4 protein-coding genes are annotated in these 14,492 nt (G+C 52.1%); all 4 read right to left on the bottom strand.

Going from position 1 to position 14,492, the window contains the following annotated elements:
* Positions 1 to 3,267 (bottom strand): amino acid adenylation domain-containing protein (locus MHN31_RS23695; protein ID WP_239445495.1); only part of this gene is annotated, 3,267 nt, incomplete at its 3' end.
* Entirely contained in the window at positions 3,264 to 6,710 is a 3,447-nt protein-coding gene (locus MHN31_RS23690) for an amino acid adenylation domain-containing protein (protein ID WP_239445494.1), read from the bottom strand. The genes MHN31_RS23695 and MHN31_RS23690, both read right to left, overlap by 4 nt.
* A 51-nt stretch (positions 6,711 to 6,761) precedes the next feature.
* Positions 6,762 to 7,745, bottom strand: coding sequence for a TauD/TfdA family dioxygenase (locus MHN31_RS23685; RefSeq protein WP_138539532.1), 984 nt, complete (start codon positions 7,743 to 7,745; stop codon positions 6,762 to 6,764).
* A gap of 65 nt (positions 7,746 to 7,810) precedes the next feature.
* Complete coding sequence (locus MHN31_RS23680; protein WP_343224718.1) at positions 7,811 to 14,482, bottom strand: amino acid adenylation domain-containing protein; 6,672 nt, start codon at positions 14,480 to 14,482, stop codon at positions 7,811 to 7,813.
* Positions 14,483 to 14,492 lie beyond the last annotated feature (10 nt).

Below are 14,492 nucleotides of genomic sequence, written 5' to 3'. Positions count from 1 at the left end.
CAGGGAATGCCCACCCAGAGTGAAAAAGTTTGCCGTGACGCTCAGCTGCTCAGCGGGCTGTGCCAGCAATTCGCCACACAGCGTAACCATTAATTGCTCGCGCTCTCCCTGCGGCGCCACATAAGTGCCCTGCAATGCCGACGTGTCTGCTTCAGGCAGGGCTTTTTTGTTTACTTTACCGTTGGCGGTCAGTGGCCAGTCGTCAATCACCACACCCAGCTTAGGCACCATGTAATCCGGTAAGGTTTGTGCCAGCGTGGCCAGCGTCTGAGCCATAAACTCTGGCTGTGCTTGCTCTGCGATGCTCTCAACAGGCTGGACATACGCCACCAAATAGGTGCCTGCCGGACCGTTCTTGGCCAGCACCAGTGCACTGTCTACTTGTGTCTGGCGGCTCAGCTGCTGAGCTATCTCGCCCAGCTCAACCCGGAAACCGCGAATTTTAATTTGGTCGTCGGCACGGCCCACGAAGGCTAGGTTGCCATCGGCCAGATAGCGCACTAAATCGCCGGTGCGATACAAGCGTTTCGAGCTGCCTGCCACCTCGGGGTCATAAAATGGATTCTCAATAAAGCGTTCGGCCGTCAGATCAGGCTGACCCAGATAGCCACGCGCCAGACCGTCGCCACCGACATACAGCTCGCCTAAGCTACCTTGAGGCAATAAGTTCTGTTGCTGATCCAGCACATAGGTCTGAACATTACACAAAGGTGTGCCGATGTGTATGGTGTCATCAGTAATTTCACCCACAGTCGCACAGACAGAGGTCTCCGACGGGCCATAAGCATTATAGAAAGGATAATGTGCCCGCCAGCGAGCCACCACATTTTCTTCACAGGCTTCCCCTGCCACAATTAAACATTGCAGCGCCAGATCTGTCTGCAACGTCATGGTCGACAACAACGCCGGTGGCAAAGTCGCATGGGTGATCTGCTGCGTTTTTAACAGCTCAGACAGCTGCTGTACATCCGTACGTTGTGATTCGTCGGCAATCACCAGAGTCCCCCCCGGGATCAAGGCCATCAGCCACTCCCAGGTCGCCGCATCAAAACTGATGGATGCAAATTGCAACACCTTACTGTCGGCACAGGTAGCAAAACAGGCCTGCTGGTTGTGAGCCAGGTTTACTGCGCCCTGATGAATAAGCTGCACGCCCTTAGGCTGGCCGGTTGAACCTGAGGTATAGATCACATAGGCCAGGCTATCGTTACAAATCTCGTCCAGCGCCGGATTGTGTTGTGGATAGTCATCAAGCGTCAGAGCTGCAATATCGATGGCGGTACCCGCTTGTTCGCTCATCAGGCTCTGAGCCACGGCCAGACCACTGCCATACCCAATCACTTGCTTAAGACCCGCGTCGGCTGCCATATAGCTCAGACGGCTGGCCGGATAATCCGGGTCTAGTGGGACATAGGCTCCGCCTGCTTTGAGTATCGCCAGCATGCTCACCATCATCTCCATAGAGCGGCTGCTACATACCCCTACCAGGGTTTCAGGTGTGATCTGTTGCTCACTTAGCAGGTAATGGGCCAGCTGATTGGCCCGCTGATTTAGCTCGGCGTAACTGATGGATTGGTTCTGGAACACCAAGGCCGTTGCCTCCGGTGCAGCCTCCACCTGTTGTTCAAATAAAGCGTGAATGCAGCGGCTGGTATCATACTCAAGACGCTGCTGCTCCCCTGTACTGACCAATTGCTGACGCTCAGAGTCACACAAGGCCGAAATGTCGCTTAATGGCAGATCCGCTTCACCTTGCGCACTCACCTGACACAGCAAAGCTGCAAAGTTCTGATTCAACCGGGTAATAAAAGTATGAGAAAAAATGCTGCTGTCATACAGCCAGTCCAGCTCAACGCCACCATCGCTGATATTGATATGCATATCAATATCGAACCTGGCAACCACCCGCTCTACTCCAAAAGGCGCCAGTGCCAGTCCGTCAGAGGCCAGTGCAGAAGCCAACATATCGCGGTTCTGATTAATGCCAAACTCGCTTGCTGTGGTGAGCATAATCTGACACAAAGGCGCATATTGTGCGCTACGCGGGATATTAAGGTGCTCTATCAGTTGATCAAATTGCACCTGTTGGTGCTGCTGAGCTGCCAGGTGGACCTCTTTAACGTGCGCCACCAGCTCATGCAAGTTCTGCTGGTCAGTGTCCACACGCAATGGCAGGGTATTGACAAAAAAGCCGATCAGCTTGTCCAGTTGCGGCGAAATGCGGTTCGCCACGGGTGTGCCAATCACGATATCGGTGCTGTTACTATAACGACTCAATAATAACGACAACAAGGCATGCATCAGCATAAACGGTGTGACCTGAAGGCGTAGTGCCAGGGCCAGCAAAGGCTGCGCAACCTTGCTTGCCAGCCGACCCTGAACATGGCCACCGGCATATTGTTTGGTCGCCGGACGCGTCTGACACAATGGCAGGTCATGCACCAGTGGCGCATCGTCCAGCTGCTGCTGCCAGTAAGACAAGGCGTCATCCAGCGCACCATTCTCTGCGCGTTGCTGCTGCCACAGTGCAAAATCGCCATACTGGATTTCCAGCGGGGCCAGTTCAGCACTTTGCCCGGCGTTGAGCTGCTCATACACTGTCACAAACTCACGCAGCAAAATTTGCTGTGACCAGCCATCGGAGGCAATGTGATGGGTATTGAATAACAGCACACCGCTCGTCTCTTCAGTGGCAGGAGCCTTAAAGTAGTCGACCCGGAGCATCAGATCCGCGCTCAGGTCAAAACACTTTGCCGACTCAGTGGCGATCACCTCGGCTATCTGTGACGGCCAGTTATCGACCTGTGACAGATCATGGACCTTTACCCGGCATGGCTGACTGATGTTCACCTGTTGGTAAGCCCCCGTGTCATCCTGATGGTAAGTCGTTCGTAAGATTTCATGCCTTTCAACAATGACATTCAGAACGGCTTCAATCTTTGTCAGATCCGGTTGCCCGCTCACCGTAAACGCCAATGGTTGGTTATACTCGGCCGACCCCTGCTTCAGGCTGTCGATAAACCACAGCCTTTGCTGCGCGTTCGACAAGGGCAGTCGCGTCTTGTCAGCAGGCCGCTGTGGAATGTCGAGGTCATTGTGCTGGTTTGCCAGAAACGCGATGATGTCCGCTTTATGGGCCTGAATTTGCTTTTTCAGCGCCTCTGGAAAAGGTGCTGCGGATTTTTGCTTAAAGCCCAGCTTACCCGCTTCGGTAAACAGTAAAATATCACAGGCAATCGCTTCATCAATAATTTGCTTGGCTATCATAACCACCCCTCCGCCTCTGTGGCTTTTTCTTCCAATGCCTCTTGGGCTTGCTTTTCAGTCACTTTCTGCTGGACGTACTGGGCCAGATCTCGCAGCACCACGCGATTAAAGACCTCATTAAATGCAAGCGAAATGCCCCATTGCTTTTTCAGACTGCCGAGCATTTTTATCAGTAAAATAGAGTTACCACCGAGCTTGAAGAAATGTCCGTCACGACCAATTTCGCGCTCCTGCAACGACAGAATATCGGCCCAGAGTTGGTTAATATGGGCTTCCATTTCCGTCTCTGGCGCTGCATACACCGCGCTTTGCTGAGTTGTTGCCAGTTGCGCCAACTGATTGCTGTCGAGCTTGCCATTGACCGTCAAAGGCCACTGTTCAATCACCAGATAGTCAGCCGGGATCATGTATTCTGGTAGCTGCTCGGCCAACGCCTGTATCAGACCTTCGGTCATAGCCGCCTCGCCCTGCTGATTTACCAGCAGTGTCCCTTCAGAAGTCAGTTCAATAAAGGCCACCAGTCGCATCTGCGCTTGTTGTTCAACCAACAGAACTTCTGCCTGCTCGACTAACCCCTGCTCTGCTATCTGGCGCTTCACTTCTTCGAGCTCAATTCGGTATCCGTTGAGCTTAACCTGCTCATCGATACGCCCGATAAAAGTCATTTCTGAATTGCCCAGCGTTCTGACCAGATCGCCGGTTTTATATAGCTTGCGGTAACAGGCCGACTGGCCGCTCTGGTAGGCCGGGTTATCAATGAACCGTTCGGCACTTAACTGAGGTCGATTAAGATAACCACGGGCCACTCCCGGCCCCGTCAGGTATAGCTCACCGATGGCGTAAGGGGGAACCGGCTGACCACCTTCATCCAGCACAATACCTTGCATATTTGTTATCGGTGCGCCCATAGAAATAGGCGTCTGATGGCCTTCCTCGATACACTTCCAGTGACTGCCGACCGTCGTTTCTGTAGGCCCGTACTCGTTTACAAACACTGTCTCAGGCAGGCAGCTGCGTAACTGCGCAATGGTGTCTAAATTGAGCTGCTCTCCACCGAGAATAATGACGTGCTTGTGAGAATTTTGTTGTGTCATTTTAGCGGCTATCAGTTGCAGATGTGCGGGGGTCAGTTTAAATAGCAATGCGGTTTGTGCCGTCTCCAGCGCCTGTACCACCTGTTCACTTGCTTTATCTTCGTCACAGGTCAGGTTAACCACGCCACCTCTGAGTAACGGCATAAACAGGCTTGTTACGGTAGCATCAAAGCTCAGTGATGTACTGACTACACCATCGGTCACTTGTGCTGCTAACTGAGTGTTCAGGTGCGTCAGATAATGATTCAGGTTGGCGTGTTCAATCATCACCCCTTTCGGCTTCCCGGTGGTGCCTGAGGTATAAATAACATAGGCCAGGCTGTCTGCATCCGGTGACGTTTGTCTGGCGCTGCCCGCAACAAGGTCTGCTTCATCGCACTGCGTCATATCGAGATACGGGACTGCACTTTGCCCGGCAGCAGTTTGCAGGGCGCTCATACCTGCACGACCCAATACCGCAATCGCGCAACTATCTTCAAGCATAAACTGGATCCGCTGTTGTGGATGTGCCGGATCAATCGGCAGGTAGGCACACCCCGCTTTCCAGATAGCCAAAATGGCAACCAGAGTATCGAGTGTGCGGCTGGCTTCAATGGCAATGATCTTGTCACGACCACCGTAGTTCTGTGTTATCAGCCAGTCAGCCAGCTTATTCGCCCGCTCCTCCAAAGCCGCATAGCTCAGGCTGTGTTGTTGGTGCTTTGCAGCCACACGCTCAGGTGCGAACTGCGCAATCTGTGAAACCTGCTCTAGGATTGAATGCGTTGCTGATGACGAGGTATTTATCTCCGGTGTCAGTGTGTTTCCGGCCATACTGGCGTAGAGCGCTTGCAGTGTCGTGTCAGAAGCCGTTAATGGCTGACTCAGATGAGTCAGGACGTTGCACAGATCGTCCGCCAATTGGCCGACATGGTGCTCAGTGAACAGCCCCCGATCATAAGCCCAGTAACAACTGACTCCGCTCTCGGTCATCTTCAGCGCTAAGTCTAAGTCATATTTAATTGTGACCGCACTGTGAGTCAGTGGCTCCAGTTTAATACCCGGCAGGCCTGGCGCGTCGGACTGCTGATAATCATTGTCGGTGTCGACTATGATTTGAAATAAGGGTGTCTGGCCTGGTGTTCGGGTGGGTGTCAGTGCCTGGACCAGGGCTTCAAACGGCACTTCCTGATTCAATTGTGCGTCGATGTGCACCTGTCTGACATGGTGTAAGTAATCCGCCAGAGACGCCTGTTCCGTGTTGACCCGATAGACCAGCGTATTGACGAAGAAACCAATCAGGTTATGTAACTGTGGGTTCTGGCGATTCGCCTGCGGACTGCCAATAACAATATCATAGCTCCGACTGTGACGGGAAAACACCAGTGCCAGAGCGGCATGCAATAGCATAAAGGTGGTCATATCAAAGCGACTTGCCAGCGTCTGCAAGCCCTGTTTGACTGTTTCAGGCAGGACTCTGTTCAGTATCCCCCCCTGCCCCCTGGCCTGGCTATCACGCGGACCATCCAGAGGCAGACTATGGGTATGCGGCAGGCCATCCAGCTGCGCGCGCCAATACTCTAACTGCTTAGCTGATTTATCTGAGTTATATTGATGCTGCCACTGGGCAAAGTCGGCATATTGAATGTCCAGCGCAGTCAACTGCGCTGCTTCCCCTTTAATCAGGCTCTCATACAGGGTTGTGAATTCTTTGACCAGCAAGGCCATCGACCAGCCATCCGTCGCGATATGGTGGAGGGTTAACAGCAATAAAGTCACCGGCTCTGATCCCCCCGTCAGCGCTATCGCGCGACACCGGATCGGCAATTCATTCTGCAGATCAAAGCCGCGCTGTGCTTCTTCATTGACGATACACTGTATTTTTGCATCATCCAGCTGGGCTGCTGGCAACGTCTCACGATGAATGCTCAGCTGAGCATCGTGATGGATCACCTGACGGAGTGTCTCCTGCGCATCTGTTGAATACGTCGTTTTGAGGATCAGGTGGCGATCCATAATGCCATTCAGTGCTTGTTGTGCCAGCTCGACATCAAACTTACCGGTGATTTTTAAGTTAACAGGCACATTGTAATTGGCTTGGCTATCACTTTGCTCTGAAAACCACAACGCCTGTTGAGAGAATGACAAAGGCATGGCTTCGGTATGTGGTTGCACAGTAATCTGATCAGCCGGGCTTTCGCTGCTGGCCATTGCCAGATAGTACTCCTTCAATTGCGTTTTATTCGCAATGATCTGCTCACGCAGGTCGGCCGAGATGACTTTAGGTAACTTCACGACAAGGTTATTGTCTTTGATTTTGAGTTTAACGCCAGCTGCGATGAGCTGATCGACTAATGCTGTTATATTCACTTCGCTATTCCTGACTTAATGCGGTTGATTACGGCTAAGGGAGACCCTGAATTACAGTTGAGAGAAACTGATGGGATCGCCAAAACACACCAAAATTTTTCTGGCACCCTGATACGGGTTTCGGGCATGGGCTTTTAATATATTGTCGACCAACATGACATCACCTTGCTGCCAGTCGAACTGCTGATGATTGGCCTGATAGACCTGAAGTATCTGGGCCATGGTCTGATCGGAAATTCTGTCGCCATTACCAAAATAGCAGTTGCGCGGATAATCGGCCTCATCGTCAAACATAATGGCCAGGTTTTCCTTGAGATCCTCATTCAAGCAACTGAAATGCCAGTGCTGTGCCTGGGTCACCCAACAAGGTGCCTGAGTGGCAGGGTGAATAACCACGGCCGGTCGGATCGCGCGGGTGGTTAATTGCTCGCCGCGCCACTCAAACTCCAATGCCTGATCTCGACATTTCGCCTCTACCTCAGCCTTATTCTCCGTTTGAAAAATGGTTTTCCAGCCCAGCCCAACAAAGTCATCGGCCTGGTAGTTACGGACATACATGACCTGTTTGTCGATAAACTCCTGAACTAGATCGGCGGGTAACTGGGACAGCACAGAGCGGGCATCGGCTATCGGTGTTTGCCCACCGCTTAGCGCGGGTTGTTCGCAGGCAAAAATCGCACGGCCGGGAAAGCGTTGATTAAAGGTATTTTCATTGTGCCAAAGAAGGAATTCAGACTCTGAGTATTCAACCGGTCGTTGCACATTACCATTGGTGCTTGCCGGACGATGCTCGGTATTATTGGTCAGCACCTGGGTCATAAAACAGGCAGCCAGTTGTTCGACCTGAGCGGGAGAGCCAAAGTTACCACCACGCAGCAGTACCGCCCCGGCATCCGCCAGGTGTTGCTCAATCGTGTCTTGCAAAGCAACGACTTGCTCATACGGTGCACTATCCTGATGTAACTGTATCACTACCGGACTGTGTGCCTGGTCGTTTAATTTTGCGACCTCGGGCATAGTGATAGTCAAAGCCATACGGGTTCCTTTTTGTCATTATAAGTCGGTGCGCCATGACTCCCATGACGCACCGATAAATCAATTTAAAGTACGAGTAGCTCCCCCTCATACTCATCATCATCGTCTTGTTCCATCCACAGCAGGTGCTCAATGCGCTTGGCCATGCTCTGAATGTCTGAACTTTGGTACAACTCACGCAGTTGCAATGCTGCACCAAATTCGCTGCGCAATTTATTCAGCAACAACATCAGGGACAAGGAGTTGCCTCCCAGTGAGAAGAAGCTCTCAACCACGCTGATGTGCTCCTCCGAGGTTTGCAAAACCTCAGACCAAATCTGCACTAAACGCACTTCTGTCTCACTGACCGGCTGCACCGCCACTGAGGAGAGTTCAGTTAGCGATGGTTCCGGTAGCGCTTTCTTGTCCAGCTTACCGTTTGCCGACAATGGCCAGTCAGTCATCACCAGATACTGACTGGGCAGCATATACTCAGGCAATTGACCCGCCAGACTGCGCTTGATTGCTGCCAGCTTGCGTTCATTATCCTGAAGCTGCGACTCACTCGAGGCAAATTTGATCTCATGCATGAGATCAAATTTGACATAAGCCACCAACTGCAGCTGCCCGGCCAACTCTTTCGCCTGCACAACAGCAGAATCGACTTCAGGCAATTGCAACAACTGACTCTCAATATCACCCACTTCAATTCTGAAGCCTCGGATCTTGATTTGCTCGTCAACACGTCCGCAATATTCGAGATAATCTTCGCCGATATACCGAGCCAAGTCACCTGTCTTATACATCAGGTTATATTGCGAATTTTCGCCTTCAAAAGGATTGACAAAAAAACTCTTTTGAGTTAGCCCATCACGATTAAGGTACCCTTTAGAGACACTTGGGCCGGCAATATACAGCTCACCCATAGCGCCTTTTGGAACAAGTCCTAACTCTTTGTTTAGTATATATACTTTGGTATTTGGAAGCGGTCGACCTATGGGCATAGTGGCACCGATTTGGTCACGCTGAGCCGTGACATTCAGTGCAATTGCCCCGACGGTTGCTTCTGTCGGACCATAATGGTTGTAGATAACACTGTTTGGAAATTTCGCCTGCAGCTGATCATAAAGTTCCAGCGGGAAGGCTTCTCCCCCTATCACGAAGGTGTGAGTCAGCTGACAAAGCTCTTCGCCCATAAAGGCTACCAGGGCTTTACCGTGATGCGGTGTCATGCGCAGCAGGTATGGCTGCTCCTGCAATTCGTGTTTCATGCTTTCAAAGCGCGCTTCGCCAGCCAGAATATTGACCGATGTACCGCTGATCAACGGCAGGAATAAGCTAGGTACGCTGATATCAAACGCATAAGACGTAACCAGTAATGACGACTGCGGCTGCGTATAATATCTGTACTGTACCGACTGTAAGTAGTCACACACATTGGAGTGACGCAGCTGTACGCCTTTTGGTTTGCCCGTGGTGCCCGACGTATAGATAACATAGGCCAGATCACCGGCACTAACAGTCTGTTGTGGGTTATCCCGCTTACCCTGGTCGCTCAGCTGAGCTTCAAGTGCCGCGACCTCAAGACGTGCACAGCTTTGCGGCAAAGTTGCTATACGTTCAGGGTCGGTAAACACCACGTCTAACTGCGCATCGTCTATGATCTGTTGATTACGATGCAACGTGTTGTGATGATCAAAAGGCACATAGGCAGCTCCGGCTTTGAGTACTGCCAGCATAGTCACCAGAATATACTCCGAGCGTTCTACACAAATACCGACACGCTGTCCCGGTGCAATCCCATACTGGTCTATCAAATGATGCGCGAACTGGTTACTCAGCGTATTCAGTGCCTCATAACTCAAGGTGCGCTGCGGTCCTGTCAGGGCAATCGCCTGCGGCTGCTGCTGTGCCTGTTGCTCAAACAAAGTATGGATGCACAGCTGTGTATCATAGTCTTGCTCTGTTTGATTCAGTGATACCAGTAACTCTTGCTGCTCTACCTGTGACAGCATATTGAGAGTGCCCGGCACCCTGGTCAGAACCTCTTGCGGCTCAGACGCCGTCAGTGCGCTCAGTAGCTCACCCAGGTGGCGGTTAAGGGTCTCGATACGCGCCGCACTGAACAGGGCTGTGTCATAAGTCCAGCAGATATCAACACCCGACTCGCTCAGCGCCATATGCACATCGAGATCAAACTTGGCCACCACGGAGTCATCAGCCAGTGGGCTCAACTGCGCATCTCCCAGCGACAACACCGACTCATCCATCCCCGTATTCAGACCATAATCGGTCTGGGTGCGCAACATGACCTGGAACAGCGGCGTATGTGCCGTGCTGCGTGGTACATTGAGTTGCTCAACCAATTGCTCAAACGGCACATCCTGATTTGACTGGGCATCGAGGTGCACGCTCTTAACATGTGCCAGATACTCAGCCAGTGTCGCCTGATCAGTATTGACATTTAGCACTAAGGTATTAACAAAGAAACCAATTAGAGGCTCCAGCTCGGCCTGAGTACGGTTGGCAACCGGAGTACCTATCACAATATTCTGTGCATTACTGTGTCTGGATAATAACAATGACAGTGCCCCATGCAGCAGCATAAACGGCGTCAACCCTTCAGCCTTAGCCAGTGCAGCGAGCCCTTGTGCAACCTCTTTACTAAGCGAGCCTGTTACCTGCGCCCCCTGATGTTGCTTCACTTCCGGACGTGGGTGATCCAAAGGCAGACTGTGCACCGGTGGTACATCGGCCAGCTGTTGCTGCCAATATCCCAGTTGCTGCTCCAGCACTGCCTCACTTAAGTATGCCCGCTGCCATTGTGCATAATCGGCGTACTGAATGGTCAGCGGTGCCAGCGGATTACCCTGACCCTGACTGTAGGCCTGATACAAGGCCACAAACTCTTTCACCAGCACCTGCATTGACCAGCCATCCGAGGCAATATGGTGCATGTTAAACAGCAGCACCCCACTGCTCTGTGAAGTATGCAGATACCCTGCACGCACCATCACATCTTTGGTCAAATCAAATGGTTGACTTAGTAGCTGTGCCATCGCCCCGGCAATCGCCTGTTGTTGCTGTGCCGGGTTGTACATACGGATATCTTCATAGCCAAGACTAAATTGTGCTTCATCCAGGATCAGCTGCTCAGCACCGTGCTCACCATCACGATACACCGTTCTGAGCACTTCATGTCGGGCAATAATGGTTTGCAGTGCCGCTTCAACCACGGCCAACTCCAGCTCCCCTTCAACTTCAAAAGCTGCTGGCATATTGTATTGTGCCGAGTCACTGTGTAACTGATCGATAAACCATAGACGTTGCTGCGCAAACGACTGTGGCAATGCACTATACTGGCCCAGTTGCTCATCCTGTATGGTGATTCTGGGCAGGGCTTTAACGCCTTCGCGCACCGCTTGCCCGCGACGAGCCATAATTTCTTCAGCCTGCTCCGCAACGGTAGCGGCATTGAACAGGGTTTTCACTGGCAGCTCAACACCCAGCTGCTCACGCAGTCCCGCAGCCAGTCTGACAGATAACAGCGAGTGGCCTCCTAAGTGGAAGAAGTTCGCCGTGGTACTGATGGTTTCCGGTGCCATGTCGAGCAACTCAGCCCAGATCTGACAAATGGCACGTTCAGTCTCACAGGCAGGTGCCACATATTCACCCTGCAATGCCATTGTATCTGCCTCAGGCAGGGCCTTTTTATTAATTTTGCCGTTGGCTGTCAAAGGCCACTCAGCGACCACCACACCCAACTTGGGCACCATATAGTCGGGCACCTGACTGGCCAATTCGGCCAATGCACCTTGAGTAAATTCATTGTCAGATAGCTCGCTAACGGCCTGAGCTGGCTGCAAATAAGCAACCAGATAGGTGCCGATGGCGCCTGTTTTAGCAACCACCAGGGCAGATTCAACACCCGTTTGCTGACTCAGCTGCTGAGCAATTTCACCCAGCTCAACACGGAAGCCGCGGATCTTGATCTGATCATCAGTACGGCCAATAAAGGCCAGGTTACCATCAGCCTGATAACGCACCAGGTCACCGGTTCGGTATAAACGCTCAGAGCTGCCGGGCACACTGGCATCATAAAAAGGATTGTCGATGAAACGCTCAGCCGTCAGCTGTGGCTGATTCAGATAACCACGTGCCAGGCCGTCACCACCGACATACAGTTCACCGGCACAGCCAAATGGCACCAGGCTTTGATGCTCATCCAAAATCAGGGTTTGCACATTATACAAAGGACGCCCGATATGAATGCTGTTATCCGTAATTTCACCCACCGTAGCGCACACAGAGGTCTCCGACGGACCATAGGCATTAAAGAAGCGATAATGGCGTCTCCAGCGCTCTACAACCTGCTCTTCACAAGCTTCACCCGCCACAATCAGGCACTGCAAGGCTAAGTCTGTTTGTAACGCCATGGTGCTCAACAAGGCCGGTGGCAAGGTTGCGTGCGTAATAGCTTGTTGTTTCAGCACCTCACCTAACTTACCCCCTTCGGTACGAGCCTGCTCATCACAGATCACCAGGGTAGCGCCGTTGAGTAGAGCCATGACCCAATCCCAGGTCGCGGCATCAAAGCTGATTGATGCAAATTGCAATACCCGACTGGCAGGCGTGATATCAAACAGCACCTGCTGGTTGGCAGCGAGGTTCACCGCACCTTTGTGGCTCAGCCCCACGCCTTTTGGACGCCCTGTTGAGCCTGAGGTATAAATCACATACGCCAGTGAATGATTCGATTTAAGTATTCCCAGCGGCTGTTCGTCTGACACTGCAGCCTCTGACAGATTGCTGACATTGAGGTTAGCGATGTCTCTGTCCTGACACAGTGCGTCAGTCACTTCAACACCCCGACCATAACTTAAGATCTGAGCGACTTTGGCATCATCGACCATGTACTCCAGGCGCTCCATCGGATAATCCGGATCCAGCGGTAAGTAAGCCCCGCCCGCTTTAAGGATAGCCAGCATCGCAATGATCATGTCTGCCGAGCGCTCCATACACAGGCCGACTATCGTATCTGGCACGATTTGGTGCTGCGCAACCAGATAGCTGGCAAGCTGCTCTGCACGCTCGTTCAGTGCCTGATAGCTCAGCACCGACTCACCAAATTGCAGCGCCGGCGCGTCAGGCTGTGCCGCAACATGACGCTCAAAAATGCTGTTAATGCAGGCCTCATCATCATAACTACGCTGTGTCTGGTTGCGGCCAAAAACCAACTCCTGGCTCTGTTGCTCACTCAGCATCGGCAAACGTGCCACCGATTGCTGAGTGATATCAGCCTGTGCCAGATTAGTCAGTGTATTCGCCAGGTGACTCATTAAACTGTCAATGTATTGCGCACTGAATAAGTGGTTATCGAAGTTGATTTTCAGTTTGCCGCCGTGCTCGTTGACTGACATAAAAATGTCCAGATCAAACTTCACTGTGACCTGTGGATCTTCTATCGGCTTAAGTTGCGCATCGCCCAGTCGCGTAGACTGAGCTTTGGGTGCATCCAGACCATAATCGTTGTCCGTCAGCAGCATAATCTGAAACAGCGGGCTTTGGCTGGTGTTGGTTTCTATGTCCAGGTGCTCAACCAACTGCTCAAATGGAATATCCTGATTTTCCTGCGCAGCAATATGGGTCTGTTTAACGTGTTCAAAGAAAGCAGCGAGGGTTTTGTCACTGGTGTTCAGTCTCAATACCAGTGAGTTAACAAAAAACCCTATCAGCGATGTCAGATCAGCATGCTGACGGTTGGCCACCGGGGTACCAATCACAATATCATGGCTGTTGCTGTGACGTGAAAGCACAATCGCCAGCGCGCCGTGTAACAACATAAACGGAGTGATCTCAAGGGTGCTGGCCAGCTCGGTCAGACGGCGACTGACTGACTGAGACAAGGTCATCTCCAGTGACTCTCCAGTGTGGTTTTTCATCTCCCCACGGCGTCCCTGTAGCGGTAAACCATGTACAGTTGGCACACCATCTAATTGCTTTTTCCAGTAGTCCAGCTGACTTACCCCTGCATCTCCTGCCAACCAGTTGCGCTGCCAGTGGGCATAATCAGCATACTGAATGGGCAGAGGTGCCAGTTGGGCATGCTGACCAGACAGATGCGCGGTATACAGGGCCGTGAACTCTTTGACCAGTAATTGCATTGACCAGCCGTCTGATACGATATGCGGCATATTCAACGCCAGCACACCGCTTTGATCCGACAAGATCAGATAGCGCGCCGATAACATTTGTGCCTCTTGCAGCACAAAAGCGTGTTGACTAAAGGTAATGAGGTTTTGCTCTAAAGCTTCAGCCTGCGCCGACGCCTCCAGGGTACTGAGATCGAAACGCTCAACCTGACAATCGTAAGGAGCCTGTGCCTGTTGATAGATCTCTCCCTGCACCTCTGAATATGAACTGCGCAGTACTTCGTGGCGTGCAACTATGGTGTTCAGTGCTGCTTCAACAGCGTCCAGGTCCAGTTCACCGCTCACTTCAAATGCGGCTGGCATATTGTATTGCGCCGAGCCACCCTGTAAGCGGTCGATGAACCACAGTCGTTGCTGCGCAAAGGATGCGGCCATGCGACCATCTTGCGGACGGGTCTGCACCTCTATACGCTGTGCGGTGCTGCCTCCCTGTGCCTGTTTATGTTCAACCTGTTGTGCCTGGCTGGCGATGCTCGCATGTTCGAACAACTCGCTGATACTGAATTCAACCCCGAAGGCCTGTTTGATTGCCGCCACTAAACGCACCGACAACAAA

This window comes from Pseudoalteromonas sp. McH1-42, assembly GCF_022347845.1.
In the GTDB taxonomy this organism is placed as follows: domain Bacteria; phylum Pseudomonadota; class Gammaproteobacteria; order Enterobacterales; family Alteromonadaceae; genus Pseudoalteromonas; species Pseudoalteromonas rubra_D.
This window is presented reverse-complemented; position numbering and strand designations above follow the sequence as displayed.